Source organism: Bacillus sp. FSL W8-0645 (genome assembly GCF_038007905.1).
Taxonomy (GTDB): domain Bacteria; phylum Bacillota; class Bacilli; order Bacillales; family Bacillaceae; genus Bacillus; species Bacillus pumilus.
This window is the reverse complement of record NZ_JBBOYC010000001.1, coordinates 1,937,406-1,956,606: the sequence shown is the minus strand read 5'-3', so window position 1 is coordinate 1,956,606 and position 19,201 is coordinate 1,937,406. Positions and strand designations below refer to the sequence as shown.

The window sequence follows — 19,201 nt, the reverse complement described above, 5'->3', positions numbered from 1 at the left end:
AAGAGGAGGAAGTTGAATGAAAATTACCAATCCAGTACTCAAAGGATTTAACCCAGATCCAAGTATTTGCCGTGTAGGAGAAGATTATTACATGGCGGTCTCTACATTTGAATGGTTTCCAGGGGTGCAAATTTATCATTCGAAGGATCTCGTCCATTGGCGGCTTGCTGCGCGTCCTTTGCAAAAAACGTCGCAGCTGGACATGAAAGGGAATCCTGATTCTGGCGGAGTATGGGCACCGTGCCTAAGCTATGCAGATGGTCAGTTTTGGCTCATTTATTCAGATATTAAAGTAGTGGATGGTCCATTTAAAGATGGTCATAATTATTTGGTTACGGCAAGTGAAGTTGACGGTGATTGGAGTGAACCGGTTAAGCTTAATAGCTCTGGCTTTGATCCCTCTTTATTTCATGACCAAAGCGGGAAGAAATACGTCTTAAATATGCTGTGGGATCATAGGGAAAAGCACCATTCCTTTGCGGGTATTGCTCTGCAGGAATATAGCGTGACGGAAAAGAAACTCATTGGTCAGCGGAAGGTCATTTTTAAAGGCACACCGATTAAATTGACAGAAGCACCGCATCTTTATCACATCGGTGATTACTATTATTTATTAACAGCAGAAGGAGGCACCAGGTACGAGCATGCGGCAACAATTGCCCGTTCCCCGCAGATTGAAGGGCCTTATGAGGTTCATCCTGATAACCCAATTTTAAGTGCTTTTCACACGCCTGAACATCCGCTTCAAAAATGCGGTCATGCTTCCATTGTTCAAACGCATACAAATGAATGGTATCTCGCCCATCTGACTGGCCGCCCTATTCAATCAAGCAAGGAATCTATTTTTCAACAGAGAGGGTGGTGTCCTTTAGGAAGAGAAACAGCGATTCAAAAGCTTGAATGGAAGGATGGCTGGCCGTATGTTGTGGGCGGAAAAGAAGGAACGCTGGAGGTTGAAGCGCCAGCGATCAACGAAAAGGTTTTTGCTCCTACCTACCATACAGTCGATGAGTTTAAAGAATCAACGTTAAATAGACACTTCCAAACATTAAGAATTCCTTTTACTGAACAGATCGGTTCATTAACGGAAAAACCTCAGCATTTAAGGTTATACGGTCAGGAATCTCTAACATCTAAGTTTACTCAAGCTTTCGTTGCAAGGCGCTGGCAAAGCTTTTATTTTGAAGCAGAGACAGCTGTGTTGTTCTTTCCAAAGAATTTTCAGCAAGCCGCTGGTCTTGTGAATTATTACAATACGGAAAATTGGACAGCGCTTCAGGTGACATATGACGAGGAACTTGGACGCATTCTTGAATTATCTGCATGTCAAAACCTTTCCTTTTCTCAGCCATTGACACAAAAAATCGTCATTCCAGAGGAGGTCACCTATGTGTATTTAAAAGTGACCGTTCAGAAAGAAACATATACCTATTCTTATTCTTTTGATCAAAAAGACTGGAAGGAAATTGATGTGATATTTGAATCTAGCCATCTATCTGATGACTTCATTCGAGGAGGAGGATTTTTTACAGGGGCATTTGTCGGCATGCAGTGCCAGGATACAAGTGGTGAGCGTCTTCCTGCTGATTTCAACTATTTCCGTTATGAGGAAACAGATAAATAAAAAAGACAACACGGTAAGAGCTGTCTTTTTTATTTATGAATCTGTCACGGTGAGAGGGTGGCATCTTGCAGAAAAGCTTCAATGACGAGAGATGTCATCCCTAATACCGGTGCGTTGTGTCCTAATGACGAAGGAAGCAGCTCGACATGTGAACTGAATAGAGTGTCTATCCTTGAGGATACCTCCTCTTGAATCACACGTAGAACCGTCGGCTGCGCTTCAATCACTTTGTTTCGTAAAATAATCGCTTGCGGGTTAAAGGTATGCAGGACGTTTGTGAGGCCGACTCCAAGATAAAAACCAAAGTTGCGCAAGGCATTGAGCGTTTTCATGTCATTTAACATTGCCAGCTGTTCCACATCTTGGTGAGAGATGGGCTGATCATTTGTTTGAAGGGACTGAAACAAGGCTTTCTCAGATGCATACAGCTCCCAACATCCACGGTTTCCGCAGCTGCAAGTTGGTCCATTAAAGTCGATGGTCATATGTCCCATTTCACCAGAAAAGCCGTATGCACCTCTGTATAAATGATGATTGATAATGATCCCGATTCCAATGCCAGTGCCGATGCTGGCATAGATCAAATGATCATAATGTTTAGCGGCACCAAAGATTTTTTCACCATATGCACCAGCATTTGCTTCATTTTCAATGAATACGGGTACTTGGAATGCGTCTTGGAGCGTTGTTTTTAGGTCAACATTTTTCCATTTAGAATGCGGCGTAAACACGATTTGTTGATCGGCATCCACTAGCCCGGGTATACATAGGCCAATACCTATGAGCCCATATGGGGAAGAGGGGATTTGTGCCATCAACTGCTGGATTAATTCAGTTAATATGCGTATGGTCACATCAGGAGCGCTTGATGGGAGCCTGATCTGCTCTTCTTGAAGGATGGACCCTTCAAGGTCGGTTAAAATGCCATTGACATAATCAACGCCGACATCAATCCCGATGGAGCAGCCAGCACGTTTATTAAACATCAGTAAAACCGGTCTTCTCCCGCCGCTAGACTCACCTTGGCCGATCTCATAGACGAGTTGCTCTTTCATTAATGTACTCACTTGAGAGGAAACAGTCGATTTATTTAACCCAGTGCGTTCAGATAATTTGGCTCTAGAAATTGGCGCATGCTGGAGAATTTCTTTTAATAATAGCTTTTGATTTATTTTTTTCACAAAGTTCTGATCAGCGATATCCATGTTATCCACTCCATTTGTTTCGTCTTTAGATTAAGTGAAGAAAAAAGCTGTTTTTCTTCGCCTGTAATCTGTAAGAAGGATGATTTTAACTTTATTATAACGAAAATATTTCTAAAAAACTAAAAAATGTGGAAAATTCAAAGTGAATTGATCATCAATTGAACATTAGTTTGTTGGATCAACTTACAAAGATATTCATAGGAGGAATGAAAGATGGCCAACTCAAATATGAAAACGTTACACAGCTTAGAAGGAATCGGAAAAATACAATTTGAAGGAAAACAATCAAAAAACCCACTCGCTTTTAAACACTATGATCCAAGCGAAGTGATTGGCGGAAAAACTATGAAAGATCATTTGCGCTTCTCAGTCGCTTATTGGCATACATTGACTGCTGATGGAACAGACATGTTTGGAACTGGTACGATGCAGAGGGCCTGGGACTCCTATAGTGGGATGGATTTAGCAAAAGCTAGATTGGAAATAGCCTTTCAACTGTTTGATCTATTGGATGTTCCGTATTTTTCCTTCCATGACCGTGACATTGCACCGGAGGGAGATACGCTTCAAGAGACGAATCAGCAATTAGACATCATTTTAGAAAGAATGAAAGAATACATGCGTGATAGCGGAGTCAAGCTGCTGTGGAATACGGCCAATATGTTTAAGCATCCTAGGTTTGTACACGGCGCAGCGACATCTTGTCATGCAGATGTCTTTGCTTATGCAGCCGCACAGGTGAAAAAAGGCATCGAAACAGCTAAAGAACTTGGCGCAGAAAATTACGTTTTCTGGGGAGGACGAGAAGGATACGATACTCTGCTGAATACTGATATGAAAAGAGAGCTTGACCACATGGCGTCATTCTTGCATATGGCTGTTGATTATGCGAAGGAGATTGGATACACTGGCCAATTTTTAATTGAGCCTAAGCCAAAGGAGCCAACCACTCATCAATACGATGCAGATGCAGCGACATCTATTGCCTTTTTAAAGCAATATGGACTAGATTCACATTTTAAATTGAATATCGAGGCCAATCATGCGACGCTTGCTGGTCATACGTTTGAGCATGAATTACGCGTCTCAAGAATACATGGATTGCTCGGTTCTGTAGATGCGAACCAAGGGAATACGCTGCTTGGCTGGGACACGGATGAATTTCCAACCGATTTATATGCCACAACTCTTGCCATGTATGAAATTTTGCAAAATGGCGGACTAGGAACTGGCGGTCTCAATTTTGATGCAAAAGTGAGAAGAGCTTCTTTTGAGCTTGAAGATATTTTGTATGCCCATATTGCGGGTATGGATGCATTCGCAAAGGGACTGCGGGTCGCTCATAGACTCATAGAAGATCGTGTGTTTGAAGATGTGATCAAGCACCGGTATCGCAGTTTTTCTGAAGGGATTGGCCGTGACATTTCAGAAGGAAAGGCAAACTTTCATACATTAGAAGAGTATGCGCTCAAACACCCTTTAATCAGAAACGAATCGGGAAGAGAGGAACAGTTGAAAGCCCGGTTAAATCAATACTTGTTAGAAGATTGATTGAAGAAGCGGACCTGTTTTGAAGGAGTGAAGACATGAAGTATGTGATGGGAATTGATCTTGGAACGAGCGGAGTCAAAGCCATATTAGTCGATGAGGATGGAAAGGTGTGCGGCGAGGCCACTAAGCCTTACCGCCTCATTCAACATAAACCTGGATATTGTGAACAGAACCCAGAGGATTGGGTTGAGCAGACAGTGGCTGCGATGAAAGAACTGATGGCAAGACAGCCTGTCCTTTCAAAGAAAGTAGAGGGCATCAGCTTTTCTGGACAGATGCATGGTCTTGTTCTTTTAAATGAATCCCGCGAGGTGCTCCGCCCTGCGATTTTATGGAATGATACACGAACGACAGCGCAATGTACACATATTACAAAAAAACTGGGGGAACGGCTCCAACAGATCACGAAAAATCAAGCGCTTGAAGGATTCACACTGCCAAAATTATTATGGGTAAAGGAGCATGAACCAGAAATTGATCAACAAATCGACATGTTTTTACTCCCAAAAGATTATGTCAGATTTCGATTAACAGGTTCTGTTCATATCGATTATTCTGATGCGGCTGGCACCTTGTTATTAAATATTGGAGAGCAAGCGTGGAGTGAAGAAATTTGTCAGGCATTTGATATTCCTCCTCATATTTGTCCGCCGCTGATCTCATCAGAGGAAGAGGTTGGTACACTATTTCCGCACATTGCACGTGAGACGGGGATCGAAGAGGGGGCAAAAGTCTTTGCTGGCGGGGCAGACAATGCTTGCGGAGCAATTGGTGCTGGTATTTTATCCTCTGGCCGCACGTTATGCAGCATTGGTACATCTGGCGTCATTCTCTCTTACGAAGAGGATCATGAAAGAGAGCTTAAAGGAAACTTGCATTTGTTCCATCATGCAAAAAAAGATGCTTTCTACACAATGGGTGTCACCCTTTCAGCAGGATATAGCCTTAATTGGGTAAAACATTTACTGGCTCCAGAGGAATCGTTCCAATCACTTTTAGAGGGTGCAGTTGATGTCGCGCCAGGAGCGAATGGATTGCTCTTCACGCCATATTTAGTAGGGGAGAGAACACCTCATGCGGATTCTACCATTCGTGGAAGCTTGATTGGTTTAGACAGCCGACATGAAAGGGCGCATGTCGTCAGGGCTGTGCTAGAAGGGATTACCTTCTCGTTAAATGAATCTATTGCCTTATTCCGGCAAGCAGGAAAACACATAGATTCTATTGTCTCCATTGGGGGCGGTGCAAGAAGCCGGACATGGCTTCAAATGCAAGCAGACATTTTTCAGGCTGAGGTCATCCAGTTAGACAATGAACAAGGGCCTGCTTTAGGTGCAGCTATGCTGGCCGCCGTTGGTTGCGGCTGGTATCCATCGCTTGAGACATGTGCAGATCAGTTTATTCATCAAGCTGCTGTCTATGAGCCAGAGCAGCAACATGCAAGTATATATGCTGATCTATTTCATCTGTATCAAAAGATCTATACACAAACAAGAGACATCCATGCCGGGTTAGAACAATACCGTTCCGTCTAGCAGAGAATGGTGATATGAGAGGAGGTGATGAGCTCGCTTCATCTTAGAGAAGGCAGAACAATTTTAATGAAAAAGGAGAGGGATGGAAAATGAATTTGAAAAGATTGAGGCTGTTGTTTGTGATGTGTATTGGGTTTGTGTTGACACTGACTGCTGTACCAGCTTATGCGAAAACGATTTATAATAATGAAGTAGGTACACATAGCGGGTATGATTACGAATTATGGAAGGATCATGGAAACACCTCGATGACACTTAATAACGGCGGGGCATTTAGTGCAGGCTGGAACAATATTAATAATGCTTTATTTAGAAAAGGAAAGAAGTTTGATTCCACTAAAACTCATCATCAGCTTGGCAACATCTCTATCAATTACAACGCAAGCTTTAACCCAGGTGGGAATTCCTACTTATGTGTCTATGGCTGGACACAATCTCCACTAGCAGAATACTACATTGTTGATTCATGGGGCACATATCGCCCAACAGGAACGTATAAAGGATCATTTTATGCAGATGGGGGCACGTATGACATTTATGAGTCGACCCGTGTCAATCAGCCTTCCATTATTGGAATTGCGACCTTCAAGCAATATTGGAGTGTACGTCAATCGAAACGTACGAGTGGAACGGTATCTGTCAGTGCACATTTCAAAAAATGGGAAAGCTTAGGGATGCCAATGGGCAAAATGTATGAAACGGCATTTACTGTAGAAGGCTATCAAAGCAACGGAAGTGCGAATGTAATGACCAACCAGTTGTTTATTGGTCAATAGAAAGCATTAAAAAGCCAGCAGTTTTTGCTGGCTTTAGATTGTTGATAAAGGGCTAAAATGATTTTATTTTAGCCCTTTGTCTTCTTTTCAGCGTGATAGAAAACCTTTGAAGTCTAGGAAGGACGAGCATCGGAGCGGAGCGAATTTGACATTCGTGAGCACCGGAGCACAGGACTGACACCGAATGCGAGGGTTTGTCTACACGCTGAAGCCAGCAGTTTTTGCTGGCTTTTCTTCTGTCTATGATCATTTTTCAACTTCCACTCTACCAGAAAAGAACGTCGCACCGCCGCCCATATCTGCTAGCCGATCAGGTGTTAGTCCGTTGACTAGCTGTTTTTTGCCTTTTTGATCTGCCCATAATCCTTGACTGACCACAACACCAGGTAATACATTGTGACCGACTGACACGACAAGCTCGCATTCTCCGCGGTCATTCAGCACACGCACCATGTCACCATCTTCAATCTCTCTTGCCTTTGCATCAACTTCATTCATGTGAAGCTTAGGAAACTTCTCGAGCTTTTGATGCTTTTCATGAAGTGAGAAGGTCGAGTTAAGGAAATTATGATTTGGTCCCGGTATAAAGGTAAGCGGATATTCGCTTTCCTGATAAAGGGGCACGTAGGTTGGCAGTGCTGGATATCCGTCTTTTTTCATTTGTTCAGAATAAAGCTCAATTTTGCCGCTCGGGGTAGAGAGCTTTAAGTCTTGGAAAGGTCCTCGTTTTGCTTTGATCCATTTCTTTTCTTTTAATGCCTCGTATGAAATGTCCTCATAATGCGGATTTTCTGGATGATGAAGGGCTTGTTCCATGAGTTCCGCATCTGTCTCGCGGAAGGCTTCATCTTCAAAGCCCATCGCATGGGCTAACAAGCGGAACACTTCTGTATTGGATTTGCTTTCTCCATAGCGTTCAATCACTGGCTCTTGAATTTGAATATAATGGTGCCAGTATGATGTATAGAAATCCTCATTTTCAAAAGCGGATGTTGCCGGCAGGACAATGTCTGCATACTTAGCTGTCTCTGTCAGAAATAGATCATGAACGACTGTAAATAAGTCATCTCTCAGCAAACCTTCTCTTACTTTATTTGCTTCAGGCGCGACAACGGCTGGGTTAGACGAGTAAACAAAGAGTGAATCAATGGAAGGCGCTGCATTTGTCAGCACACTGCCCAGCTGATTCATATTAAATGATCTAGGCGTGCGTTCCTTTAATAAATCCGGCCGCTGAAGAGCTGTTTCATTATAGCTGAGAAAAGAAGAGTTTGATTTCATCGCACCGCCGCCCTTGTGGAGCCACTGACCAGTTAGGGCAGGGAGGCAGGAAATGGTTCGAATACTCATCCCGCCATTATCATGGTGCTGCAAACCATTGCCAATACGAATAAGAGATGGCGATGTTTCTGCGTACATTCTTGCAAGTTTATGGATATCCTCTTTAGAAACCCCAGTGATGCCCTCAACAGTGTCTGGATCATACTGCTTCACATGCTCACGTAGCTCCTTATGACCGGTTGTATAAGATTCTAAAAAGGCTTCATCTGTCAGTCCTTCTTTAAAAAGGACATGCATGATGCCAAGGGCAAGTGCACTGTCAGTACCAGGTCGAAGCGGAATGAACCAATCTGCCATCCGTCCAGTTTGGTTCTTGTGAACATCAATCACGACAATCTTTGCTCCTTGCTTTCGCGCTTTTTGTGCAAGGGTGATTTGGTGCATATTGGTCGACACGGCATTGATGCCCCAAAAGATGAATAGTTTCGTATGAATGGTCTCTTCTGGATCTGTCCCAATGCTTGCACCCATTGTATATTTATAGCCAGTCGTTCCTGCTGACTGACAGATGGTCCGGTCTAATTGACTTGAACCAAGACGATAGAAAAAGCGGCGGTCCATGCCTTCTGCATTCAGATTGCCCATATTCCCATAAAAGCTGTAAGGCAGAATACTTTCTGGACCTTTTTCTTCAATCAGTTTTGTCCATTTTTGCCGAATGGTTTCAATGGCTTCTTCCCACGTAATCGGGGCAAATTGTCCATCGCCTTTGCGGCCAACACGCTTCAAAGGAGTGGTCAGTCGCTTTTCATCATATAAACGGGCTGTGACATTCCTCACTTTGTTACATATGTTGCCTTGGGTGACGGGGTGGTCTGGATCTCCCTGCACTTTTACGATCTTTCCATTTTCTTTATGTATCAAAAGACCGCACTGATCTGGGCAATCTAACGAACAAACTGATTTGAATATTCCGTCTTTCATTGCTGTATAATCGGTCATGAATTTTTGGCTCCTTTTCTGAAATCCGTTATCACTTTATATGGACTTTATTTTAGCATGTTCGGGGGTGGAAGGTAAGAAAGAGATGATGAATTGAAGAAAATGAAAAAAAGCCCCTCAAGAGGGACTTTTAAAAACGGATGGCCTGTACAGGAAATTCTTTTACCCCAAAAACAAATGTGCTTTGAATAGGTTTTAGCTGATCTGCCGCACAGGTGATGTCTTGAAACGTCTGGAGTAAGACCTCAAGGGCAATGTTACTTTCAAGGCGGGCAAGCGGTGCACCGAGACAAAAATGAATACCAAAGCCAAAGCTCATATGTGGGTTTGATTTCCGGTCAAGACGGAACGTATCTGGATCGTCAAATTTCTGTTCATCGCGATTTGCTGAAGCGACCCAATTAATGAGATAGTCTCCTTTTTTAATTTTTGAGCCTGCAATCTCAACATCCTCGGCCGCGATTCGCCCAATGGCTTGAACAGGCGGGTAATAGCGCAACGTTTCCTCGGTCAATTGAGGAATAAGAGAAGGATCTTGCCGTACTGCTTCGGCGATATGCGGCTGCTCTGTTAGCAGTCTTACTGTATTTGTAATCAAATTGGTCGTTGTCTCATTACCAGCAACAAGTAATAGAATACAAAAACCAAGTAGTTCATTCTCGGTTAAACGCTCACCGTCGATTTCTGCTTGAATAAGAAGTGAGATCAGGTCATCAGCAGGGGATTCTTTTCGTTTTTGGATCAAGTGAGCAAAATAAGTGGACAGCTCTTCCTCTGCGCGTTTCTGCATATCGACTACTGCTTGAAGGGCTTCTTTTGATTCATCCTTTGCACCTGCTACTAGGGCATCAGAATGTTTCTTAATGAACGCTCTATCCTTTACCTCTGCGCCGAGAAGCTCAGCAATAATCATGACAGGCAGGGGAGCTGCTAGATCTTCCGCGATATCAAACGTACGCTGATCCTTGACTTGTTGCAGCAGGTCATGTGTCAGGTCTTTAATGTTATCTTCTAATTGTTTAATCGCTTTTGGCGTGAATGCTTTATTGACGAGTGCTCTCATTTTTGTATGCTTTGGTGGGTCCATCGTTAAAATACTCGTTTTTGTCGTGCTTCTTCCTCGCTGTGATGAGAACACTTTTGGCTGCTTCAGAACAGACTGGATATCCGCATATCGAAAGAGATCCCAGCACTTTCTTGTTTCATCATATCTAATATCACTCTGCGCACGTAGCTCATTGTAAATAGGGAACGGGAAAAGAAGGTCATCGGTCGAACGGATTTCTCTCATTGGAATGACATTGATATAGTTTTCTTTCACTTTCATTATGAACGCTCCTTTTTCACTTAGTTTCCCTTTCACGGTATCACCCGTAAAATATCATTTCAACGGACATGTTTTCTAAAATATGTCAATAGTCTAATCGGGAGATTCAAGCACATTCGTCATATAGGAAAATAGAAATCCATTAGAAATGATAGCGCTTTCTATAAAATAGAATTGAAGTCACCGAAACCAAAAATAAAATGGGGAATTCAGTCGAACGAAAGGGTACTATGATGCAAATGCATATAGTTCTTTAGATCTAAATTATTGTTTTGCAAAAGTGCAGTCAGTATACATACAGCAAGCGGTTGAACGCGTATTCGGGACTTTTGAAAAGCGCTGGCTCTTTCTTGACACGATTTCTCATCATGTTACGATAACTAACGTGCGAAAAACACGAACAAAAAGCGAACAAGGGAGAGGATCAATATCATTGATCAAAAGAAAGTTGCTTTCATTGGAGCAGGTTCTATGGCGGAAGGAATGATTGCAGGGATTGTGCGATCAGGACAAATGCCGCTAGGCCAAATTTACGCAACAAACAGACAAAATCAACTTCGATTGAATGAACTAACGACACGTTACGGAATACAAACAGCCACAATGGATTCTTTTCCTTTTGAAGAAATGGATATGTTGATCCTGGCCATGAAGCCAAAGGATGCTGAAACAGCACTTGAATCGTTAAAACCTCATATTCAGAGAGACCAGCTGATTATGTCTGTCCTTGCAGGCGTGAAGCAATCGTATATTGAAGATATGTTGCATGAAGGGCAGCCCGTGATGAGGGTCATGCCGAATACGTCAAGTACGATCGGGGCTTCAGCGACCGCTTTATGTGCTGGACGTTATGTGAAAGACGACCATATCAGCATGAGTCAGGCTCTTTTATCTGAAATGGGCGAAGTGTATACCATTCAGGAAGAGCAAATGGATATTTTTACTGGAATTGCCGGAAGCGGACCAGCCTATTTTTATTTCTTAATGGAAAGAATCGAAGAAGCAGGAGAAGAAGCAGGTTTATCTAAGGAATTGTCTCGCCAAATTGGCGCGCAGACACTTCTCGGCGCTGCGAAAATGCTGCAAGAAACAGAGGAAAACCCTTCTACTCTGAGAGAGAAAATTACGTCACCAAATGGAACAACAGCTGCAGGACTGAATGCATTAGATGATTTTGGCGGAGGAGAAGCAATCAAGCAGGCCGTCAAACATGCTACCAATCGATCAAAAGAGATCAGCAAACAGCAAAAACAAAAAGTATCTATATAAATAGAGCTCAGGTACAGGAGTGATAAGGTGTACGCAGATAAAGAGAGAAAACGAATTGTTGTAAAAATCGGAAGCAGCTCTCTTACTAGCTTTCAAGGAGAGATTAGTTTAAAAAAACTAGAAAACCTCGTCAATCAAATTGTGAAACTCAAAGATGAAGGGCACGAAGTCATTTTGGTTTCATCTGGTGCGGTTGCAGCTGGCTACCGAAAACTAGGATTTATCGATAGACCCAAAACACTGCCGGAAAAACAGGCATCTGCCTCAATCGGGCAAGGCCTTTTAATGGAATCATATTCTACTTTATTTTTATCACACGGTTATATTGCCTCACAGCTTTTAATCACAAGAAGTGATTTTTCAGATGAAACACGCTATCAAAATGTGCGCAACACGATGAATGTGTTATTAGATCGAGGCATTATTCCGATTATCAATGAAAATGATACAGTGACGATTAACCGCTTGAAGTTCGGAGATAACGATACATTGTCTGCAAAAGTAGCTGGACTCATTGATGCGAATTTCCTTGCCATTTTATCTGATATTGATGGCTTGTATGAAGATAACCCGCATACAAACCCAAATGCGAAGCGAATTCTGGAAGTCACAGACATCACAGAAGACATCGAAGCAGCGGCTGGAGATGCAGGCAGCAGTGTGGGCACAGGCGGAATGAAATCAAAGCTCGATGCGTTTAAAATTTCAATGGCCGCTGGTATCAATGGCTTTTTAGGAAAAGCGGATACGCCTCACATTTTAGACAAAGCCATTAATGGAACAGAGGACGGCACTTATTTTACTGCTGATGAAAATTTAGCACCGCTGAATTACAAGAAGCAGTGGATTGCCTTTCATTCTGGACCAAAAGGCGAGATCGTCATTCGTGAGAAAACACAGGAACTCCTCATGCACCGTGAGAGAAGCCTCGATTCCGATGGCATTGTCAATGTGAAGGGTTCGTTTAAAAAAAGGGATGTCGTCCGTATTTTAGATCAAGATGAAAGAGAAATCGGACTGGGCATTGTGAATTATTCGTCAGATGAACTCATCCAAAAGCGTGACTTCTTGCAGGATGAAGTAGTGCATGTCGTCGATCTTGAAGCATTTGTTTGTCATTTAGATCTATCGATACCAGTTTGCTAACCAAAAGGGAGGAATTCCATGACACTGACAGCTGAAGTTGTCACATCGGTCAAAGAAAAAGCAAAAAAAGCAAAGTACGTTTCAAAAAAACTAGGTTTACTTCATACAGAGGATAAAAACGAGGCACTGCTGAAACTAGCAGAAGCGTTAGAACAAAATAGCACGTTCATCTTGCAAGAGAATCAAAAGGATATAGATGCCGGGAAGGAAAAGGGCTTTTCAGAGGCACTCTTGGATCGTTTAATGTTAAATGAAGAAAGAATTCATGAGTTTGCCGAAAGCTTGCGGCTTGTGACGAGATTAACAGATCCTGTTGGAGAAATATTGGATGAATGGACTCTTGAAAATGGCTTGCATGTGAAAAGCCGAAGAGTACCGCTCGGCGTGATCGGGATGATCTATGAAGCGAGACCGAATGTCACTGTCGATGCAGCAGGGCTTGCCCTTAAAGCAGGTAACGCAGTGATTTTAAAAGGCGGTTCCTCCGCTATTTCTTCCAACAAAGCCATTGTGAGTGTGATTCATGAAGCATTGGATCAAACAAAGATCCCGCGTGATGCGGTGCAATTGATAGAACAAACAGACCGTTCATCGGTTCAAGCGATGTTTCATCTAAAAGAATGGATTGATGTCTTAATTCCGCGAGGCGGAGCTTCTTTAATCAAAACAGTGGTTGAACAATCTACCATTCCCGTTCTTGAAACAGGAACAGGAAACTGTCATGTCTTTATTGATCAAACAGCCAATGTGAAAAAAGCCATTGAGATTGTCATCAATGCAAAAACGAATCGTCCAGCTGTATGTAATGCACTTGAGACGCTAATCATCCATCGCGATTGGCTGAAAGAAAATGCGGCATCGCTGAATGAAGCCCTGCTGGAGCACCATGTCACCGTACATGGCGACGAGGCTGCATTGTCTCATTTTTCAAATGCCATTCCTGCTGAGGAAGTGGACTGGACAGATGAATATTTAAGTCTTGATCTTGCCGTAAAGGTAGTCGATTCCATCGAGAATGCGATCGACCATATTGAAAAGTACGGTACAAAACATTCAGAAGCCATCGTGACAGAGGATGAAGAGCAGGCACTCACGTTTTTAAACGAAGTCGATGCGGCGGCGGTTTATCATAACGCATCTACACGCTTTACAGACGGCGGTGCACTTGGATACGGGGCTGAAATTGGTATCTCCACTCAAAAACTGCACGCCAGAGGTCCAATGGGGCTTTCAGCACTCACAACAACGAAGTTACTTCTGTCTGGTGACGGTCAGATTAGAAGCTAGATGAGATTCAAAAAACACTACCTTTTTTCATGGGGTAGTGTTTTTTTGGTGCAGATATTTATTGGCTAGAGCAGGTTTTCTTCATCACTTTCTCAAACTTAAAAAATTCAAATTCTTCAGGTGCAGTATGCTGATTTTCTTGATCAGTTTCATGAGGTGCGTTCGGATCTGGATGTTTCATATGATAAAACTCCACAATTTGAAAGCCGCACTTATTGACATAGAAATGAATGTTGCGTTTTTCAAAATACGGAGTCACAACTTCCCAAACAATCGTTTCTGGATATTGCGCCTCGATGGCTTTCCATGCTGCCTGACCAATGCCTTTTCCGTGTGAGGATGAAGAGATGTATAATAGGTCAACTGAGTTGTGCTGGGTCTCTTGGTTGATTTTAATGACAACGCCGCCTGCCTTTTCGTCATTTAGCATAATATGATAAACAATGTGTTCATTCAATTGAAAAGATTCATCAATCACTTCATCTGGAGGAATCGATCCATCATGCGCATCGCCAAATGCATCGATCACGCCAGCTGTAAAAGCTTTCTGTAGCTCTTTTTTCATTGAAGGGAAGTCCTCTTTTTTTGCCAGTTCTAATGTCACTTCATGTTGAGTGATGTTGTTCATGTTTTTATCCTTTCCAAGCGTAGTAGTGTTCTGCATGTTATCATAAAGGGTGGAGTAACTCCATAGTCAAGAGAGGAGCCTTAATGATGATGAATGATGTGCAAAAAACATTTTTCACTGGAGAATTTGCCAAGCTATTTGATGTAAAGAAAGATACCTTGTTTTATTACGATAAAATTGATTTATTTAAGCCAGCTGGTGTTCATGAAAATGGGTACCGTTACTATACACTTGAGCAATTTGATCATTTTATAGCGATTCAATCCCTTCGAGCTGTGCAATTTCCGATAAAAGAGTTAAAACAATATTTCACTGAGCCGTCCCGCGAAAGGCTCCAAAGCCTAGCAGCAGAACAAATAGACAAGGTCAAACAAGAGATTGAAAAACTTCAAGATATCCAGTCTTTTCTTATGCGGGTCATGGAGACGACGCATGAACTATCATCTGTAAAAATAGGGGAGGTGCTGTTTCAAGAGCTCCCAGAAGAACCAGTTGTATTAAGTGCATCGAACCCGATTGACATGAATACATCCGTAGAAGAAATATCTCGAATTGTTGGACATTTTCTAAAGGAAATTGGCATAAAAGGGGCTGCCGCAAATGGTGCTGTCTTAAAAAAAGAGCAGTTCCTTCAGCGTCACTATCATCAGTCAGATCAGCTGTTTTGCCGAATGGAAGCGCCGGAAGCAGTTAAAAAACCTGCGGGCCTTTATGCGGTGATGTATGATCAAGGATCATATGAAGAGATTGAATCTGCTTATTCGCGCTTGTTAGATGTAATCGAGAAAGAGGACATGGCGCTGGATGGAGATGTCTTTGAGGAGTATTTGCTTCATTCACTCTTGTCTAAAAATGAAGCAGAGTATATAACGAAACTCAGTGTAAAAGTGAAAAAGCGTTTAGATTAACCAAAAAAGGATAGACCGCATGGATACGTGTCTATCCTTTTTTATATTTAACCGACTTGATTCTCCGTAAATTGGCTCATATATAAGTCTGCATAGAAACCATTTTGTTTTAAGAGTTCTCTGTGCGTTCCTTTTTCAATGATGGTGCCATCTTTCATGACTAGAATAACGTCGGCATCCTTAATCGTCGACAGTCTGTGTGCAATGACGAAGCTCGTTCTGCCTTTCATCAATTCATTCATCGCTTTTTGAATGTGCATCTCTGTCCGTGTATCCACACTGCTCGTCGCTTCATCTAATATTAAGATTTTTGGATCAGATAAAATCGCACGGGCGATGGTTAACAGCTGGCGCTGACCTTGGGATAGATTGCCGGCATCTTCTGTTAAGAGTGTGTCATATCCGTCTGGAAGCGTGCGGATGAAGTCGTTAGCATAAGCATGTTTGGCGGCTTTGATGACATCCTCTTTTGAGACGTTCTGCCTGCCATAGGCAATATTATCATGAATCGTCCCTTCAAAAAGCCACGTATCCTGAAGAACCATTGCAAATAAGTCGCGTACTTGCTGACGGCTGAGATCAGTTGTTTTGACGCCGCCGATACGGATCGAGCCTTGATCTAATTCATAGAAACGCATTAAAAGATTGATGATGGTTGTTTTTCCAGCGCCTGTTGGCCCGACAATCGCAACTGTTTGACCTTCTTTGACATCTAAAGTCAAATCTTTAATAATTGGATGGTCTTTTTCATATCCGAATTGAACTTGTTCAAAGCTCACATCGCCTGAAAGTGATTCAAGATCAATTGCTGCATCTTCCTCGGGACTTTCTTCTTTCTCATCCAGGATTTCAAACACCCTTTCAGCAGAAGCAATCGCTGATTGAACCAAGTTGGCGACGCTTGATGCTTGCACGAGCGGTTGAGACATTTGCTGCGTGTATTGGATAAACGCCTGCACATCTCCGACACGAATATTCCCGTTAATCACAAGAATACCGCCGGCTACACTGACTGCCACATAGCCAAGGTTCCCGATAAACGTCATCAATGGCATCATTAAACCGGATATGAACTGCGCTTTCCTCGATGATTCATACAGCTGTTCGTTTAATTGATCAAATGTATCGATCGCTTTCTTTTCGTAGCCATACGCACGAACCGTTTGATGCCCTGTGAACATTTCATTAATATGTCCATTGATCATCCCCAGCTCTTTTTGCTGCGCTTTAAAATGCTTTTGAGAAAATGACGTAATGCCGCGAATCGCAAACAGGCTGAGCGGCAGTGTTAAACAAACAAGCAAGGTCAGCAGCGGACTAATCAATAGCATCATGACGACAATCCCAATAACTGTAATAACAGATGTAATCACTTGGGTGAGTGCCTGCTGAAGCGAAGTATTAATATTATCGATATCATTCATTACACGGCTCAGCGTGTCCCCGTGGGTTGTTTTATCAAAATACCGAAGGGGGAGACGTGTGAGCTTGTCATTTGCTTCTTGCCGTAATTCAGCAATGGTCTGTTGGGAGACACCCGCCATGACATATTGCTGTACGAATGAAAAGAGAGCAGCAACGACGTATAGCACGACAAGCAGCCATAAGATTCGTGAAATGACATCAAATTGTACAGCTGTTCCTTGTGTAAAGCTGTCAAACAGGGAAGAGGTGGCATCCCCGAGCAGCTTTGGACTAATGACGTTAAAGACGGTTGAACCGACTGCTGCAATGAAGACAATGATCAATTGAATCTTTCTTGGTTTTAAATAGCCAATCAAACGAAGCAGTGTTTTCTTAAATTCCTTTGGTTTTGCGACAGGTCCTCTAGGGTGGCCGCCTTTATGGCCCATGCCGGAAGACATTTTTTTACTCATCCTCGCTCCACCTCCTGACCTTCCTGTGATGCAACAATCTCTTGATAGACAAGGTTGTCCTTCAGTAATTGTTCATGTGTTCCGATACCTGCGATTTTCCCATCATCTAGTACGATGATTTTATCACTATGCTTCACTGTGCTGATTCTTTGCGCCACAATGATGAGGGCTGCATGCGCTTTTTCAGCTTCTAATGATGCCCGAAGCTTCGCATCTGTTTTGTAATCAAGTGCTGAGAAACTATCGTCAAACAGATAGAATGACGGTTTTCTCACTAGCGCTCTTGCAATAGACAGACGCTGCTTTTGACCGCCAGATAGATTCGATCCGCCCTGGTCAATTTCCGCATTGATTCCGCCATCTTTTTGCAAAACAAATTCTTCTGCCTGCGCCGTGCAGAGCGCCTGCCAGACGTCTTCATCGCTTGCATTCTGCCTGCCGAAGCGTACATTATCGGCAATGGTTCCACTAAATAAAACCGCTTTTTGAGAAACGTAGCCCATCTGGCCTCTTAGTTTCTCCTGAGGCAGCTTTCTAATGTCTACACCATCTAGTGTAATCCGGCCTTCAGTTGCTTCGTAGAAGCGCGTCATTAGCTGGAGAAGAGTGGTTTTCCCTGAACCTGTACTTCCGATAATAGCTGTCGTTTCGCCAGTTTTGGCTTCAAACGAAATGTTTTGAACTGCCGGCTTTTCAGCATTTGAGTAATAAAATGACACATCCTCAAAGCGAATGGATTGTGCGGGCGCGTGCAGGTCAGTAACCGTTCCTTCATTGTCTTGAATTTTCGGTTCCATGTTTAACACTTCATTCATCCGTTTAGCTGATGCTTGTGCTCTTGGGACCATAATAAAACTCATCGACAGCATAATCAGTGCCATTAAAATCATCATCGCATATTGGATAAAGGCAATAAGATTCCCTACTTCCATCTCTCCGGCATCAATTCGGTTTGCACCTAGCCAGACAATGCCGATATTTGTGAAGTTCATGATGATGAGCATAAATGGAAACAAGTAAGCCATTAAACGGTTGACTCTCAGACCAGTATCCTTGTAGGATGTGTTGGCTTCTTGAAAACGCTCCTTTTCATCATCTACACGGTTAAAAGCACGAATGACCCGGATGCCTGAAAGAGATTCTCGCATAATTAAATTCAGCCGATCTGTTTTTTTCTGAAGCTGACCGAATAAAGGAATGGCTTTTCTCGACACCAAATAGATAAATCCGCCAAGAAGGGGAAGCGCTGCTAAAAAGATGAGAGACAGGACAGCATCTCGGGATACAGCCAAAATAATTCCGCCCACAAGCATGAGTGGTGCTCTCGTCATCATTTGTAAGATCATGATCGTGACATCTTGGACTTGTTTCACATCATTTGTTGATCTTGTAATAAAGGAAGACGTCCCGATCCTTTGAAATTCTTCTAGTGAAAATTGTTCGACATGCACAAACAGCTGTCTTCTCATATCACGCCCGAAGCCAAGTGCAGTCTTTGATGACAAGTAAGACTTCCAGATCGTGAGTAAGATGGCAAGTAAAGAACAAGCCACCATCCAGCCGCCAACCTTCCATATGTAAGCAATATCTCCTTGGACGATCCCGACATCGACGATATCTGCCGTAAGCGTCGGTAAATATAGCTGGAGCATACTGCTTAAAAAGGTGAGGATCACAATGGACACAACGGATAGCCGATACGGCTTTAAAAACGATAAAATTGATTTCATACGAATACCTTTCTTCCATATAGTGTGTTGTTCTGTAACCCATCATATACAAAGA

Annotated in this window: 14 protein-coding genes; 8 read left to right on the top strand and 6 right to left on the bottom strand. The window is 42.8% G+C overall.

What is annotated here, in order from left to right; all coding sequences use genetic code 11:
- Positions 1-16 precede the first annotated feature (16 nt).
- Positions 17-1,624 carry a glycoside hydrolase family 43 protein gene (locus tag NST39_RS09740; RefSeq protein ID WP_341028125.1) on the top strand — a complete coding sequence of 536 codons (1,608 nt, stop codon included), beginning with the start codon at positions 17-19 and terminating at the stop codon, positions 1,622-1,624.
- A gap of 44 nt (positions 1,625-1,668) precedes the next feature.
- Here NST39_RS09740 and xylR read toward each other — a convergent pair whose 3' ends face one another.
- Positions 1,669-2,829 carry a transcriptional repressor XylR gene (gene xylR, locus NST39_RS09735; protein WP_065098174.1) on the bottom strand — a complete coding sequence of 387 codons (1,161 nt, stop codon included), beginning with the start codon at positions 2,827-2,829 and terminating at the stop codon, positions 1,669-1,671.
- 213 nt (positions 2,830-3,042) lie between these two features.
- Between xylR and xylA the strand changes: the two genes are divergently transcribed.
- From xylA to NST39_RS09720, 3 genes are all read left to right on the top strand, one after another.
- On the top strand, positions 3,043-4,380 hold the full coding sequence (gene xylA, locus NST39_RS09730; protein ID WP_065098173.1) for a xylose isomerase: 1,338 nt from the start codon (positions 3,043-3,045) through the stop codon (positions 4,378-4,380).
- Between the two features lie 35 nt (positions 4,381-4,415).
- A complete protein-coding gene (gene xylB, locus NST39_RS09725; RefSeq protein WP_341028122.1) occupies positions 4,416-5,915 on the top strand; it encodes a xylulokinase in 1,500 nt (499 codons plus the stop codon).
- Between the two features lie 89 nt (positions 5,916-6,004).
- Positions 6,005-6,691 (top strand): glycoside hydrolase family 11 protein, encoded by a 687-nt coding sequence (locus tag NST39_RS09720; protein WP_265208266.1) that lies wholly within the window; start codon positions 6,005-6,007, stop codon positions 6,689-6,691.
- Positions 6,692-6,937: 246 nt separating this feature from the next.
- Here NST39_RS09720 and NST39_RS09715 read toward each other — a convergent pair whose 3' ends face one another.
- Entirely contained in the window at positions 6,938-8,974 is a 2,037-nt protein-coding gene (locus NST39_RS09715) for a molybdopterin oxidoreductase family protein (RefSeq protein WP_341028119.1), read from the bottom strand.
- A gap of 130 nt (positions 8,975-9,104) precedes the next feature.
- The gene (locus tag NST39_RS09710) at positions 9,105-10,301 is read right to left on the bottom strand and encodes a cytochrome P450 (RefSeq protein WP_341028117.1); all 1,197 of its coding nucleotides are present in this window, start codon (positions 10,299-10,301) and stop codon (positions 9,105-9,107) included.
- Positions 10,302-10,772: 471 nt separating this feature from the next.
- Between NST39_RS09710 and proC the strand changes: the two genes are divergently transcribed.
- From proC to NST39_RS09695, 3 genes are read left to right on the top strand one after another with little or no spacing between them, the layout of a single operon-like run.
- The gene (gene proC / locus NST39_RS09705) at positions 10,773-11,570 is read left to right on the top strand and encodes a pyrroline-5-carboxylate reductase (RefSeq protein WP_419762306.1); all 798 of its coding nucleotides are present in this window, start codon (positions 10,773-10,775) and stop codon (positions 11,568-11,570) included.
- A gap of 27 nt (positions 11,571-11,597) precedes the next feature.
- Positions 11,598-12,716 carry a glutamate 5-kinase gene (proB, locus tag NST39_RS09700; protein WP_341028116.1) on the top strand — a complete coding sequence of 373 codons (1,119 nt, stop codon included), beginning with the start codon at positions 11,598-11,600 and terminating at the stop codon, positions 12,714-12,716.
- Positions 12,717-12,734: 18 nt separating this feature from the next.
- On the top strand, positions 12,735-14,003 hold the full coding sequence (locus NST39_RS09695) for a glutamate-5-semialdehyde dehydrogenase (protein ID WP_340960996.1): 1,269 nt from the start codon (positions 12,735-12,737) through the stop codon (positions 14,001-14,003).
- Between the two features lie 58 nt (positions 14,004-14,061).
- On the opposite strand, the gene NST39_RS09690 is transcribed toward NST39_RS09695, so the two are convergent.
- Complete coding sequence (locus NST39_RS09690) at positions 14,062-14,631, bottom strand: GNAT family N-acetyltransferase (protein WP_340960997.1); 570 nt, start codon at positions 14,629-14,631, stop codon at positions 14,062-14,064.
- An 86-nt stretch (positions 14,632-14,717) separates the two neighbouring features.
- Here NST39_RS09690 and NST39_RS09685 point away from each other — a divergent pair, with 86 nt between their 5' ends.
- On the top strand, positions 14,718-15,539 hold the full coding sequence (locus NST39_RS09685; RefSeq protein ID WP_341028114.1) for a MerR family transcriptional regulator: 822 nt from the start codon (positions 14,718-14,720) through the stop codon (positions 15,537-15,539).
- 47 nt (positions 15,540-15,586) lie between these two features.
- On the opposite strand, the gene NST39_RS09680 is transcribed toward NST39_RS09685, so the two are convergent.
- Positions 15,587-17,416, bottom strand: coding sequence for an ABC transporter ATP-binding protein (locus NST39_RS09680; RefSeq protein WP_341028113.1), 1,830 nt, complete (start codon positions 17,414-17,416; stop codon positions 15,587-15,589).
- Positions 17,413-19,146: an ABC transporter ATP-binding protein gene (locus NST39_RS09675; protein ID WP_341028112.1), complete on the bottom strand. Its 1,734-nt coding sequence runs from the start codon at positions 19,144-19,146 to the stop codon at positions 17,413-17,415. The genes NST39_RS09680 and NST39_RS09675 overlap by 4 nt, the downstream gene beginning before the upstream one ends.
- Positions 19,147-19,201 lie beyond the last annotated feature (55 nt).